Origin of the sequence: Pseudomonas qingdaonensis (assembly GCF_018398475.1) — a bacterium.
GTDB lineage: Bacteria > Pseudomonadota > Gammaproteobacteria > Pseudomonadales > Pseudomonadaceae > Aquipseudomonas > Aquipseudomonas palmensis.
On the sequence record NZ_CP074676.1, the window covers coordinates 3,749,210 to 3,762,616 of the forward strand.

10 protein-coding genes are annotated in these 13,407 nt (G+C 63.7%); 3 read left to right on the forward strand and 7 right to left on the reverse strand.

The annotated features are described in order from the left end of the window. Positions 1-9: 9 nt before the first annotated feature. Positions 10-2,166, reverse strand: coding sequence for a PQQ-dependent dehydrogenase, methanol/ethanol family (locus KH389_RS17020; RefSeq protein WP_054915158.1), 2,157 nt, complete (start codon positions 2,164-2,166; stop codon positions 10-12). A gap of 364 nt (positions 2,167-2,530) precedes the next feature. On the opposite strand from KH389_RS17020, the gene KH389_RS17025 reads away from it, so the two are divergent. Beyond that, complete coding sequence (locus tag KH389_RS17025; protein ID WP_043861160.1) at positions 2,531-3,367, forward strand: bifunctional allantoicase/(S)-ureidoglycine aminohydrolase; 837 nt, start codon at positions 2,531-2,533, stop codon at positions 3,365-3,367. A 66-nt stretch (positions 3,368-3,433) separates the two neighbouring features. Here KH389_RS17025 and KH389_RS17030 read toward each other — a convergent pair whose 3' ends face one another. Beyond that, the gene (locus KH389_RS17030; RefSeq protein ID WP_213605852.1) at positions 3,434-4,315 is read right to left on the reverse strand and encodes a LysR substrate-binding domain-containing protein; all 882 of its coding nucleotides are present in this window, start codon (positions 4,313-4,315) and stop codon (positions 3,434-3,436) included. A gap of 281 nt (positions 4,316-4,596) precedes the next feature. On the opposite strand from KH389_RS17030, the gene KH389_RS17035 reads away from it, so the two are divergent. Both KH389_RS17035 and KH389_RS17040 read left to right on the forward strand, forming a co-directional pair. Next, on the forward strand, positions 4,597-7,752 hold the full coding sequence (locus tag KH389_RS17035; protein ID WP_338053212.1) for a 3-keto-5-aminohexanoate cleavage protein: 3,156 nt from the start codon (positions 4,597-4,599) through the stop codon (positions 7,750-7,752). Between the two features lie 12 nt (positions 7,753-7,764). Beyond that, a complete protein-coding gene (locus tag KH389_RS17040; protein ID WP_058541277.1) occupies positions 7,765-9,198 on the forward strand; it encodes an FAD/NAD(P)-binding protein in 1,434 nt (477 codons plus the stop codon). Between the two features lie 8 nt (positions 9,199-9,206). Here the strand turns inward: KH389_RS17040 and KH389_RS17045 are convergent, their stop codons facing one another. The 5 genes from KH389_RS17045 to KH389_RS17065 all read right to left on the reverse strand — a co-directional run bounded on the left by KH389_RS17045 (position 9,207) and on the right by KH389_RS17065 (position 13,406). Then, positions 9,207-9,458, reverse strand: coding sequence for a response regulator transcription factor (locus tag KH389_RS17045; protein WP_058541278.1), 252 nt, complete (start codon positions 9,456-9,458; stop codon positions 9,207-9,209). Positions 9,459-9,500: 42 nt separating this feature from the next. Next, positions 9,501-10,208 (reverse strand): sulfite exporter TauE/SafE family protein, encoded by a 708-nt coding sequence (locus tag KH389_RS17050; protein WP_235593702.1) that lies wholly within the window; start codon positions 10,206-10,208, stop codon positions 9,501-9,503. A 161-nt stretch (positions 10,209-10,369) separates the two neighbouring features. Continuing rightward, positions 10,370-11,317: a LysR family transcriptional regulator gene (locus tag KH389_RS17055; protein ID WP_235593703.1), complete on the reverse strand. Its 948-nt coding sequence runs from the start codon at positions 11,315-11,317 to the stop codon at positions 10,370-10,372. 237 nt (positions 11,318-11,554) lie between these two features. Further along, complete coding sequence (locus KH389_RS17060) at positions 11,555-11,881, reverse strand: DUF3325 domain-containing protein (RefSeq protein ID WP_213605854.1); 327 nt, start codon at positions 11,879-11,881, stop codon at positions 11,555-11,557. Position 11,882: 1 nt separating this feature from the next. Next, positions 11,883-13,406: a PepSY-associated TM helix domain-containing protein gene (locus tag KH389_RS17065; RefSeq protein WP_213605855.1), complete on the reverse strand. Its 1,524-nt coding sequence runs from the start codon at positions 13,404-13,406 to the stop codon at positions 11,883-11,885. Position 13,407: the final 1 nt, after the last annotated feature.

The following is a 13,407-nucleotide window of genomic DNA, read 5'->3' on the forward strand; positions in this document are numbered from 1 at the left end:
GGCTCCTTTTCAATGGGATGACTTGGCGCTGAACTGCTTCCAGGTATCGCCTTCCTGATGAAGGTCGTGGGCGCGCTTGATCAGGTACTGGTGGATCTGGTCGACCTGCTCGGGGGTGAAGGCGTCGGCGAACGACGGCATGCCATCCGGCACGCGGCCACCGAAGAGGATGCCGAGGAACATCTGGTGCTTTTCCGGGGTGAGCTTGCGCAGGTCGGGCAGCACGCCGCCGCTGACCGCGTGGATACCGTGGCACTGCGAGCAGTAACCGTCGTACAGCTTGGCGCCCGCCTCGATCGAAGCGGTGTCGTTGCTCAACGCGGGTGGTTTGGGGGTGTCCGGGCGTGGCGCCGGCTCTTGCAGCTTGGCGGTGCCGCCCAGCTTGTAGGTCAGCACCTGGGCGTACGGCTGCACGCCGGCCCGCAGCGACAGGGCCCCGGCAAAGGTGGAGAACGCGCCGCCCCAGCCGGCCATGAAGGTCACGTACTGCTCGCCATCCACGCTATAGGTGACGGGCGCGGCCATCACGCCGCTGGCAGCCGGTTGCTCCCAGAGTTTTTCGCCGGTGTCGGCGGCATAGGCGATCACCCGCCCGTCGGCGCTGCCCTCGAACACCAGGTTGCCCGCAGTACTCAAGGTGCCGCCGTTGAAGATGGTCACGTAGGGCACTTCCCAGGCGGCCTGCTGCTTGACCGGGTCCCAGGCGATCAGCTTGCCCGACCAGCTCTTGGCCATCTCCAGCAGGCCTTCGGCGCCTTCGGGCATCATCCCGGTGCGCAGGCCCAGCTGGTACATGCTCTTGAACGGGTTGCGCTTGGGCGCCTCGGGGATGTGCTCGTAGTAGGCCGACATGATGTGCGCCGGGATGTACACCAGCCCGGTGTCGGGGTTGTACGACATCGGCTGCCAGTCATGCGCGCCCCAGAACGCCGGGGTCACCAGGTTGCGCTTGCCGTTCTTCCAGTAGGCGGCGTTCTCTTCGTCCAGGATCGGCCGCCCGGTCTTCATGTCCATGCCCTTGGTCCAGCTCTGCGGCACGATGCCCTTGGCCGACAGCAGCTCGCCGGTGGCGCGGTCGATCACATAGAAGAAGCCGTTTTTCGGCGCCTGCATCAGCACCTTGCGCGGCTTGCCGTCGATGGGCAGCTCGGCCAGGATCATGTGCTGGGTGGCGGTGTAGTCCCAGGCATCGCCCGGGGTGGTCTGGTAGTGCCACACGTATTCGCCGGTGTCGGCATTGACCGCCACGATGGACGACAGGAACAGGTTGTCGCCCTTGGCCTGGCTACGCCATTTGGGGTCCCACAGCGAGCCGTTGCCCACGCCGATGTACAGCAGGTTCAGCTCCGGGTCGTAGGCGAACGAGTCCCAGGCGGTGCCGCCACCGCCCTGCTCCACATAGGCATCGCCGAACCAGGTCTTGGCGGCGATCTCCATGCCCTTGCCCTCGGGCGGCAGCTTGGGGTCGCCCGGCACGGTGTAGAAGCGCCACGCCTCCTTGCCGGTTTCGGCGTCGTAGGCGGTGACATAGCCCCGCACGCCGAACTCGGCGCCGCCGTTGCCGATCACCACCTTGCCGTTGACCACCCGAGGGGCGCCGGTGATGGTGTAGCTGCGCTTGTGGTCGGCGCGGGTGTCGACCGACCAGGCGCGCTGGCCGGTCTTGGCGTCGATGGCCTCCAGGCGCCCGTCGAGCACGCCCACGTAGACCTTGCCCTTCCACACCGCCACGCCACGGTTGACCGCGTCGCAACAGGCTTCGCCGGCGCGGTGGCGGTCCGATTGCGGGTCGTACTTCCAGATCAGCCTGCCGTCGCGCGCATCCAGCGCGTACACCACCGAGAACGGCCCGGTGGTGTACATCACCCCGTCGACCACGATGGGGGTGGCTTCCACGCCACGGTCCAGGTCCAGCTTGTAGCTCCAGGCCAGGCCCAGCTGGCCGACGTTCTGGTCGCTGATCTGCTTGAGCGGGCTGTAGCGCTGTTCGTCGTAGGTGCGCCCGGTGCTCATCCAGTTACCGGGCTCCTTGTCGGCGGCGATGATGCGCGCGCCATCGACGTTGGCCGGGATGTCCGCAGCCAGCGCCGGTGTACCCGCCAGGCTCAGCAGCACGGCAACGGCAAGGGATTTGAGGGGAAGCGAGGCGAGGCCAGTCTGTCTCATGGGAGTGTCCTGTTCTTATTAGTGGCGCAGTCTTCGCGCTGCGCCATCAGCTCATCGCAACCGCCATGCCAGCTGTGACATGAACCGCCAAAACCGCTCTGGCACGCGGCTTTGCGCGCGCCGCACCGATGCCGCCCGCGCTGCAATCAACGCTACAGGTGTTGCATCACCCGCTACACAGGACGCACACCTGTAGCGCAGTGCTGGCCCGGCGCACGCCGCATTCACAAATCGAATGGCAGGGATTTCAACATTTAATTTGTGGATAGCTAAAGATGGTCATAACGTAGCGGTGCAATCCCTGAACGGGGCCGCCCGCCGCAGGCTGGCCCGGGGGACACAACAACAAACATCGAGACTGTCCATGTCCAGAACCACTTACTTCGCCCCCCACGGCGGGCACCCGGCTCAGACCGAGCTGCTGACAGACCGTGCCATGTTCACCGAAGCCTACGCGGTGATCCCCAAGGGCGTGATGCGTGACATCGTCACCAGCCACCTGCCCTTCTGGGACAAGATGCGCATGTGGGTCATCGCCCGCCCGCTGTCGGGTTTCGCCGAGACCTTCTCGCAGTACATCGTCGAAGTTGCCCCTGAAGGCGGCAGCGAGCGCCCGGAGCAGGACAAGAACGCCGAGGCGGTTCTGTTCGTGGTCGAAGGTGAAGTCGACATCACCCTGCAAGGCAAGCCGTACACCCTCAAGCCAGGCGGCTACGCGTTCATTCCGCCGGGCGCCGACTGGAGCCTGCGCAACAACAGCGCGGCCAACGTGACCTTCCACTGGATCCGCAAGCACTACCAGGAAGTCGAAGGCCTGGCGCACCCGGAAGCGTTCGTCACCAACGAACAGGACGTTACCCCGATCCCGATGCCGGGCACCGATGGCGCCTGGGTCACCACCCGCTTCGTCGACATGGCCGACATGCGCCACGACATGCACGTCAACATCGTGACCTTCCAGCCGGGCGGCACCATCCCGTTCGCGGAAACCCACGTGATGGAGCACGGCCTGTACGTGCTGGAAGGCAAGGCGGTGTACCGCCTGAACCAGGACTGGGTCGAAGTGGAAGCCGGCGACTTCATGTGGCTGCGCGCCTTCTGCCCGCAGGCCTGCTACTCGGGTGGCCCTGGCCCGTTCCGCTACCTGCTGTACAAGGATGTGAACCGCAACGTGAACCTGACGCTGAACCCAAAGCGTTAAGCAGGTAGCGATGCAGAAAGCCCGCCGTGACTGGCGGGCTTTTTTGTGGGGAAGTGACCCGCAGGCTCACACCGCCTGTGCTTCGAGCAGGCCGGTCAACACGCCCGCCAGCGCTCGTACCATCGGGTCGGCCGTCTGGCGATGCAGAATCAGAATCTCGTAGCTGTCGATCACCGGCAGGCCATCCGCCTCGCCGAGCACCCGGTGCTCGGCGGTGACGGCGCGTGGCGGCAGCAGGCTGATGCCCATGCCGTCGGCCACGGCGGCCTGAATGCCGCTGAGGCTGGAGCTGGTGAACGCGATGCGCCAGCGCCGGCCCAGGCTCTCTACTGCGCTGATGATTTCGTCGCGGTACAGCCCGCGTGGCGGAAAGGTCACCAGCGGGATCGGGTCCAGCGCCAGGGCCGGGTTGTTCGCGCTGTCGATCCAGCGCAATTGCTCCGGCCAGCTGGCCACCCCTTCGCGACCGTTGCGCCGCTGCTTGAGCAGCACCAGGTCGAGCTCGCCGTTGTCGTAGCTCTGGCTGAGGTCGCGGCACAGGCCGCTGGTGACTTCGAGCTTGACCTGCGGGTGCTTGCGGTTGAACGCCGACAGCGCGTTGGTGGTGCGCCCGCCAACGAAGTCTTCGGGTACGCCCAGGCGCAGGGTCACGCCGACCGTGGCGCCGGCCAGGGCTTCGAGCATCTGGTCGTTGAGGGCGAGCATGTGGCGGGCATAGCCGAGCAGGGTCTGGCCGGCGTCGGTGGGCAGCACCTCGCGATTGCCGCGCTCGAGCAAGCGGTGACCGACCATCTCCTCGAGGCGCCGGACCTTCTGGCTGATGGTCGACTGGGTGGAATGCAGGCGCGTGGCCGCCGTGGTGAAACTGCCGCAGTCGGCCACCACCACGATGGCGCGCAGCAGGTCGAGGTCGAACAGAGACCTATTCGGTTTCAGACTGAGGGTCATGCGTAGATTCGATTCATGAATGGTGCAAGGGTTCTACCATGCGCCCCCCGGCGCGGCAACCAGTGACATGAACCCGCAGGCACCGGCCCTGTCGGCGAAGTGGCCGTCTATCGTCGATAGAACCAACTGTTGATTGAATAGTTTAAATACGTCCAAACGTTAAACCGATTACTACCCGATCAGGTAGTTACGCAGTGCGCGCCAGTGGGATCTAATTCATGTGCGTGGAGGGCCCAACGCACATTGAACCTGTTGAACACGGAGTGTTTATGTCGACCCGCATGTTTATCACCGCCGCACCGGTGGGTGCAGTGTCTCGTTTCGTCTCACCGAAAGAGCCGAAGTTTCTCGATAACTCGGAACTCGCCGCCCAGGACGACTCACTTGAAAGTGTATTGTTGAATGCAGGTTGGAAACGCGTTGCGGCGGGCGGCCTGCGCACCCGCGTCAACCCCGGCGCCGGTACCCGGGCGCTTGTGGCTGTCAGTGCAACAACCCTCGAATGGCTCGAATCAAGGAAGACCCAGCAGGACATCGTGTTCACTCTGACCGGCAGCGGCTGGCAGCTGGATAACGACGGCGCGCTGGTGCAGGATGATCCCCTGCACCAGGGCTACCTGCCGCCAAGCCTGGTCGAAGCGCTGCGCAGCGACTCCCCCGCAGCCTATGAAACCTTGATTTCACAGGGCTGGGAGGTCTGCGCAGCCGGTTACTGGAACCCCATGCGGGCCGCGTCACCGTACCTTCCCATTACCCCGGACGCCATTATCGAAGCCAGCGTGCACGCCGCCGCCGAAGGCGCGGCGATCCTTCACCTGCACACCCGCGACCTGTCCGACAGCCACACCCTGTCGATCCCCGGCAACACGCAGACCATCAACCTGGGGGCCCAGCAAAACCATATCGATGTCGACCAGTACAACCAGATAGTACCGGCACTGCATCAACGTATTCCTTCGGCCATCATCAACCTCTCGACCAGTGTACGCGGCGGTCGCAACTTCGAAAGTCCGATACGCCGGGCGCACTTGCATCACTATGGCCTGAATAAACGCGGGCCAGATGTAAGTTCATTCAGCCCCGGCCCGGTTATATTCCAGGCCGGCGGCGGTTATGAAAACTCACCCCAGTTTCTTGAACAGCAACTTGAACACTTGAACACCTGCGCCATTCGCCCGGAAGTTGAAGTGTTCAACAGTTCGATACTTGATAATGCACTCGGCCCGAACCTGCGCGGGCTGTCCCAGGCAGGCAACCCGATACTGTTCATGCTGGTCGCCGGCGTGGATCAGTTCCGCCGAGCCGAAGACGGCAGTGTCAGCGACGATTCGCTGATTCCGGTAGCCGACCGGGAAGCAGTCTATGGGCTGATCAAGCAGGACACCCCGGCGTCTCTGGCGCACGCCATCGAACTGGCGTCGTCGCGCTTGCAGCCGTTTGTGCAACGCATCCGCCGTGAAGTGCCCGACGCGGTCATTTCAATCCTGGCACCCGGGCCGATGCTGAGGATACTGGCGGAGGTGGCGCTGAGCCTGCGCCTGGACGGTGTACGAGTCGGCCTGGAAGATGCGTTGCATGTACCGGATACGCTGGCGCCCGGCGGCTCGCGCAAGGCCACCACCGCCGATCAGGTGCGCTACGTGCGCAAGCGGCTCGAAGCACTGGGCGTGAGCCTGCAAGACGCCGAGCAGACCCGCGACCGGCTGAACATGCCGCTGGACCAGGTGAGACTGTTTCGCGAGGCAGCGGCAACGCTGAAAAGCCTGGAACTGGAAGGCCCCCCCACGGCGCCACGCCCCATCGCCCGGGCACTGCTCGATGCGCTCCAACCCCTGCAGCAGCGCTACCTGGAACGTGAGGCGGCGTTCATCGGACATGTATCGGCACGCCTCGCCGAAACCCTGGCCGGGCAGGCACCCGTCAGCGCAGAACGCCTGGCCGAGGTGGCGATCGAGACCATTTTCGACAGCGGCCTGTACGTGCGCTACTTCATCGAAGAGCGTGACCGTTACCGCCTGCCGCTGAACCAGTTCGGCAAGCGCCTGTATGCCGTGCAGGCGCTCAACTTCATTCGTGAATTGAACGACGAACACGGCGTGACGAACCTTGCCTGGGACCAGGCTCTGGACACCCTGGCGACGCAGGACCAACTGCCCCGCGACAGCTATCGAATCGTACCGCACCAGTACAAGGGCCAGGACCTGCGCTTTCTTGAATACCTGGCGTCGCTACCGTGTCGCTACAACAGCAGCAGAACCCTGGTGGTCAACACTGTACTGCGCACCGACCCCGACTACAGCATGACCATGGCCCTGCTGTTCGAAGGCATTCACCAACTGACCTCGCGCCTGCGCGGCGATTCGTCTGCCGAACGCAAGGCACACGGCACGCGGCTTTACCACGTGCAGGCGCAGGACGTGCAGGATGTGCACGCAACTGCCCTGCCCAACCCTATACGCCACTACCAATGGGCCGTACTGCCCAGCACACCCACCACCAATTACCCGCAAGGCATTGCCTTGGGCAAGGGCCTGGCTTCGACCTTCTCGAGTTTCCTGCAAGGCATCGGGCAATCGTCGGTGGCGCTGCTGGGCATTGTGCATTCGGGCCTTGATGCCCAGGACAACCCGATCATCGAATCGGCCATGCTGCACAACCGGTTCATCCTCGGCACGCAGTGGCACAGCCAGGTCGTCAGCCACTCGGCACGCCTGATCTATGAGCAGGTGATACTGCCCCGCATCATTGCGCAACCCAACGCCCTCAGGTTCTGCCCCGATGGCTTGGTGGCCCGCGATGACAACGGGTTGCCACTGGACCACGCCGGACGCCCCGCCACCCGGCTTTCCTTCCAGGGCATCGAAGACCTTCAGCGCCTGCACTTCTGTGCCCACAGCTCTGGCGCCGCCACATTGCAGCAACTGGACAATGCCATGCGCGAGGACATGCAGCGCCTGGGCTACTCCGTTCTGGAACAGGAGGAAATATTCAACCGTGCGGTGGCCATTTCGTTCGGCTCCGCCACCGACATCGACACCACCCTGCAAGGCACGCCGGTCATCGATATCACCGCCTACAACGATATACGCAGCCTGGCCGGTACCACCACGCACGACTACATCCCGGCCAAGGCCTGCGCCAACACCGCGACCATCGCGCAGCTTCACGGCGGCGTGGCTGCACAGCACCGCTACGATCAGGCCAGCTGGGCGTTCTACAAGGAAGGCAAGGGACGCAAATTGCTGCGCCTCAAGGATGTGGTGCTGCGCCACGACCCGGTACGGGCCCATGACGGTCACTCGATCCGACGTTATCTGGAGGGTGCACCGGCCACCTTGCACGACCTGTTGAACCTGTTCCTCGAGGCGCCGTTGAACATCCGCGCCGACATGCTCATGCGCGAGTTCTACGCCACTCAACAGACCACCCGTCACTGAAGGGATGCCTGAATGAAAATCGCAATTGTGGGCGCTGGATGCAGCGCCGTTCTGCTCTGCAAGGAACTGGCACGCCAGGGGCATGACGCAGCGGTGTCGGAAATCACCGTGTACGAAACCACCGGCCACTTCGGCCCGGGGCTACCCTACGGCCAGGCCACCACGACACCGGAGTTCATTCTGAACATGGCCACTTCCACCCTGGGCACGGACGTCGAACATGCCTATGGGTTCCTGAAATGGCTCAAGGCCCAGCCTGGTTGCGAAACCACCGACCTGAACGACTATGTCAGCCGCCGGCAGATGGGCCAGTACCTGGCCAAGGAGCTGGAGCTTGCCCGTCACACCCTGGCCCGGTTCAACATCCGATTGCGAACCCTCGCGCAAACCGTCATCGACGTGAAGGCCGAGCACCCCGGTTACACCGTGACCACTGCACAGGGCGATGAACGCTTCGACAACGTTGTGCTGGCGGTCGGGCACTTGAAGAAGCAGACGCCCTACCCCGACCTGGCGCACTACTACGCCAACCCCTATCACGATCTGGAGCGCCTGAAGACGCAGGTCAGGCCGGGGGCCACCGTCGGCATCCTGGGCACCAAGCTGACCGCAGTGGACATGGCCCTCATGCTCAGCGGGCTGGGCGCCGGACATGTCGCGATCTACTCCAATTCGGGGCGTATCCCGCTGGTGCGCGGGGCCGTGCTCGACAACCCGGTGGGCACGCAGCGACGCTTGCCAGAGCGCGTCTCGATCAGTGGCTTCCTGAACAGCTTTCGCCGCATGCGCAGCTTCAGCGCCGAGTACAAGGGCCTGTTTGCACCGCTGGAACCGCTGGAACGCCTGCAGCGGGAGATCCAGGCGGCGGCCCATGTGCGTGACTGGCAGATCTGGCTGGACGCCACCAAGACCTGGATCGACGAGTTCTGGACACGGCTGGACAACGTGCAGAAGCGTCGCTTCCAGCGCAAGTACCAGGGCCTGTGGATGTCCTATCGCCACCCCATGCCGCTGGACAATGCACTCAAGCTCGAAGCGCTGATCAAGGCAGGCCGGGTATCCATTCACCGAGGCTACAAAGCCACCCGCGCGGATGCGCAAGGCAACATCCTGATCGACCTCAGCGGGCAGACCCTGAGCGTCGACTACGCCATCGACGCCACCGGTTTTGCCGGCAACCTGGCGCGGCTGGACTCACCGCTGATAGAAAACCTGCTCGACCGCGGCCTGATCCGGCAGAACAGCCACGGCGGCATCGCGATCAACCCTACCACCCACCTGATCGATGGGCAGCGGGGGGTGTATGCGATCGGGCCATTGACCCAGGGCTCGCTGTTCTATGTGTCAGCGATCGAACGCCTGGCGGTGCATGCGCGCAACCTGGTCACTCACCTGATGACCAACAACAGCCGCGTGCAACCTTCGTTGTCGAGCCTGCAGCAATAGGCATCTGCTCACGACAGCAGGCCCAGCGCGAACGCGCGGGCCACTGCTGCCGTGCGGTTCTTGCCGCCGAGCTTGGCCACCGCATTCTTGGTGTGGAACTTGACGGTGTTGACCGAAATGCTCAGCGCCAGCGCCACCTCCTTGCAGTTCTTGCCGGCGGCATAGTGCTTCAAGGCCTCGCGCTCGCGTGCGGTCAGCCTGTCGTCGCCAGGGCTTGCAGAGGGGTCGAGGTGATCACTGTCCAGCGGGGTATGCGACATGACTCATTCTTCCTTAAAGAGTAAGTGCATCAGCAGTGCTATTCAGCCGATGAGGTTGGGTACCGAGGAAATCAGCAGCGAAATGCCGGAGACCGTGAGCAGGCTCAGCACGACGCGGCGAAACTGCACGTCGCTGATGCCGATATACAGGCGTGTGCCGAGGAACGTCGGTATCAGCATCGCCGGCGCGACAATGGCGAAGTAGGGCAGCATCTCGCGCGTGGCAATGCCGGTACTGAGGTAGGTGCCCATGGTGACCAGCAGCATGGACAGGTTGAAGTTCTGGATAATCGAGCGCTGCACGTCGCGGTCGTACCCCTTGAGGGTGCACCACAGGGTCGGCACAGTGCCGGTGAAACCGCCCAGCCCGCCCATGATGCCGCCGGCCATGCCGATCACACCGTCGGCGATCTTGCCCTCGGCAGTGATTTTCGGCAGGTTCTTGGCAAACAGCATGGCTGGGCACCAACTCACCAGCAGGGTGCCCAGAATGGCCTTGAACCAGTTCATGTCCAAGCTGGGCAGCAGCGCGACGCCGAGTGGGATGCCGGCCAGGCCGCCAAGCACGAAGGGCAGCAGGCGCTGCATGTTGAAGCCCCGGCGTACCGAAATGGCCGCCACCACCTGGCCGGTCAGCGCCCCGAACACCGCCAGTGTGGCAGCCAGCTTCGGGTCGAGTACCCAGGCCCAGAACGACATGGCCACCAGGCCGAATGCAAAACCCGAGAGCCCCTGAACAAAGCCGGCCACCACTGCTCCGACCGTTACAATCAAATAAACCGTAAGCACCTGATATCCCCCTTTCCCTGGCGCACCCTCATGGTGCGCCTGGCGGGAAGTATGGTACCGGGTCTGTAAAGTTGGAAATTTGAATCCTGTATCAGCCTATAAAACAATGTTATTGCGACACTTCAATCTGTCGTGACCAGCCACTGTTCATTGACCGGTGACGTCGATAAAACAGCAACTTTTGCGGCGCGTTTGAGTGCCCGTGCAAAGAGCGCTTGTTCGACCGCATTGGCACCATTGATACGCTGAAACAGGCTCATGGGTGACAGCCGCCAGCCAAGGCGATGGCGCACCCTGCCGACATTGCACAGGCGCACGAGCTCTTCGGCAACATCTGCCGGCACGATGGCCACGGCCTGCTCGTTGGTTGCCACCAGCTCACCGATGAACCTGGACGACAAGCTCTCGACCATGGGTGAAGGGGGGGTGATGCCGGCATTGAGGAAGAAGTCGATGAGTTGCTCGCGGATCGGCGTCTGGCGTGGGCCGAGTACCCAGTCCAGGCGAGCCAGTGCCTGCAGGTCGAGTGGCCGCTGGTTGAGGTGCATCGCCAGGCGTTCGTGGGCAATCAGCCGGGGTTCCTGGTGATACAGCACCTCGTGTTGCAGATCGGGCACGTCCGGCAGCGCGGACGTGCGGCCGATCACGCAGTCGAGTTCGTGGGCCTGCAGGCGCTCCAGCAGGTGGGCGCTGGAGCCCTCGTGCAAGGTCACCGATATGCGCTTGCCGCAGGAGCGGGTCTGGTTGATGGCGGTGGCCAGCAGGCGCCCGGGTAGAAACGGTATGACGCCCACGTTCAAGTGTGCTGCGCGACCCTGGGTCATGGCTTCGATGTCCATCGCCCAGTGATCGAGGTCGGCCAGCATCCCCCTGGAGCGGGCGACGATCAGGTTGCCCAGTTCAGTGGGCAGCATGCCGCGCGGTGAGCGTACAAAAAGGGGGGCGCTGAACAGGCTTTCGAGGTCGGCGAGGATCTGAGTGATCGCCGGTTGGCTGGTGGACAGCCGCAGCGCAACCTGGGTCAGCGAGCCATGCGCCTGAATGGCCTGAAGCACCAGCAGGTGTTTCATTTTCAGGCGGCTGGCAAGTCGTCGTGACAGTGAGGTTTCAAAGGGTAAGCGAGTCCTTTCGGTTTTCATACAATTCCATCATAAGAAAGTTATTATCCGTTCTATACAGAACGTACACGCCCGTATGAGGTTAGTACGAAACACGCGCAATGATTGGCCGCAATTAAAACTTCCCAATTATTTAAATTGCACACTTCCCGACACTGTTTGCAGGTATAAGTTCGCCACAAAAAACCGTCAAACCAACACTACCCCTACCCCCCATATCGGTAAAACGCCCAGCAACCACACCGCCAGACGCGGCCAGTACGGCAACAGCATCGCCACCCCGAACCCCGCCAGTGAAATACCGCCAAACCAGGCTACCGGCCCCATCGCCCAGCCCCAGGCCACGCCACTGACCCACAGGCTGATGGCCAGCGCCGACCAGCCCGCCGACCGCAGGGCCACCCGCATCCAGGGTGCAGGTGCCCTGCCCCACACCTGCTTGTAGTGCCGCTCCAGCCCCAGGCACAACGCCAACATGCCCACATAGGCAAACACCACCACGCCGATCATCAGCATGTCATTGCCCCTCCACCGCTACCGTCGCACGCTTGCGCGCAGGTTTTTCTTCACGCGGCGCCACGCAGCGCCATGCCGCATACGCCAGCAACCCACCCAGCACCACGCTGGTGGCCTCCAGCACGCGGTGCGCCGGGTCGTGCTGCGCGGTCAACGCGCCCAGCACCGGCAGGCCGATGCACAGTACCGCGGTCAGCCCCAGCTGCTCGGCCCAGGCGCGCTGCGCCGGACGCAAACCGGCATGCAGCAGCGACAGCAACCACACCGTGAAGAACGCCTTGACCTCCCAGTTGGCCCGCTGCGCCAGCTCCACCGGCAGCAGGCGGTTGGCCCACAGCAAGCCTGCGCAGGCCAGCATCAGGCCGGCGACGAACGCCACGTTGAAGCTCTCGGCCACCTTGTACCAACGCTGCGCCGACACCGAGGCACTGGCGTACTTGCGCCGGCGCTTGACGCAGAACAGCACCAGCCCGGTGCCGATCATCGCGGTGCTGACCAACGCACACACGAAGTACAGCCAGCGCATCGGATAGCCGCCGAACTGCGCGAAGTGCAGCCCCGCCATCACCCGCTGGGTGAGCACGGCAGGCCGCATGTCGGGCACATCGCGCAGCAGCTCGCCGCTGACGCCGTCGAACACCATGGCCTGCCCCTTGCTCAGGGCGATGCGATAGCCCAGGGTCGGGCGCACCTCGATCCGCGCGGCCGCCGTACCGGGGTTGGAGATACCGATGCTGCTGATGGCGCCCAGCCGCTCTTGCGCGCTGGCCAGTACCGGGGCCAGGTCGACCAGCGCGGCTGGCTGCTTGAGCGCCGCGCGCGGCGTGGGCAGACGCTGCTCGCCCTGGGCCTTGTAGTACGCCTGGTTGTCACCCTCGAACAGCGCATCCACCGCCGCCGGCATGTAGATCAGCAAAAAGATCACCAGCCCGGTGTAGGTGATCATCAGGTGAAACGGCAACAGCAGCACCGCGCTGGCGTTGTGAAAATCCAGCCACGAGCGCTGGCCCTTGCCGGGGCGGAAGGTGAAGAACTCCTTGAAGATCTTCTTGTGGATCACGATGCCGCTGACCAGCCCCACCAGCATCACGATTGCCAGGGCGCCGACCACGAAGATGCCCCAGTTGCGCGGCAGGTTCAGGGTGAAGTGAAAGCGGAAGAAGAAGCTGCCACCGGCCGTTTCGCGCACCTCGATCGGCTCGCCGGTATGCGGGTCGAGCGCGGTGCCGCCACCGCGTCGACGCTCGCCGGACGCTACCTGCAAACCGGGCGAACGCGCATCCGGCAGGCTGATGTTCCAGTTGCTGGCGCCCGGTGCATGCTGGGTCAGGTAGGCCAGCCCGCGTTGCGCGGCCTGCAACTGGGTGAGGTCGTGGCTGCGCACCTCGGGGCGCATCCAGTTGTCGATTTCGCTGTCGAACACCGCCAGCGTACCGGTGGCGAATATCGCGAACAGCAGCCAGCCGAAGATCAGGCCGGCCCAGGTGTGCAGCCACGCCATGGATTGGGTGAAGGTATTTTTCATC

Coding starts and splice junctions, on each gene's coding strand:
- KH389_RS17055 (WP_235593703.1), bottom strand. CDS start 11,317: ATGAAACACCTGCTGGTGCTTCAGGCCATTCAGGCGCATGGCTCGCTG.
- KH389_RS17040 (WP_058541277.1), top strand. CDS start 7,765: ATGAAAATCGCAATTGTGGGCGCTGGATGCAGCGCCGTTCTGCTCTGC.
- KH389_RS17060 (WP_213605854.1), bottom strand. CDS start 11,881: ATGCTGATGATCGGCGTGGTGGTGTTTGCCTATGTGGGCATGTTGGCG.
- KH389_RS17065 (WP_213605855.1), bottom strand. CDS start 13,406: ATGAAAAATACCTTCACCCAATCCATGGCGTGGCTGCACACCTGGGCC.
- KH389_RS17030 (WP_213605852.1), bottom strand. CDS start 4,315: ATGACCCTCAGTCTGAAACCGAATAGGTCTCTGTTCGACCTCGACCTG.
- KH389_RS17025 (WP_043861160.1), top strand. CDS start 2,531: ATGTCCAGAACCACTTACTTCGCCCCCCACGGCGGGCACCCGGCTCAG.
- KH389_RS17045 (WP_058541278.1), bottom strand. CDS start 9,458: ATGTCGCATACCCCGCTGGACAGTGATCACCTCGACCCCTCTGCAAGC.
- KH389_RS17035 (WP_338053212.1), top strand. CDS start 4,597: ATGTTTATCACCGCCGCACCGGTGGGTGCAGTGTCTCGTTTCGTCTCA.
- KH389_RS17020 (WP_054915158.1), bottom strand. CDS start 2,166: ATGAGACAGACTGGCCTCGCCTCGCTTCCCCTCAAATCCCTTGCCGTT.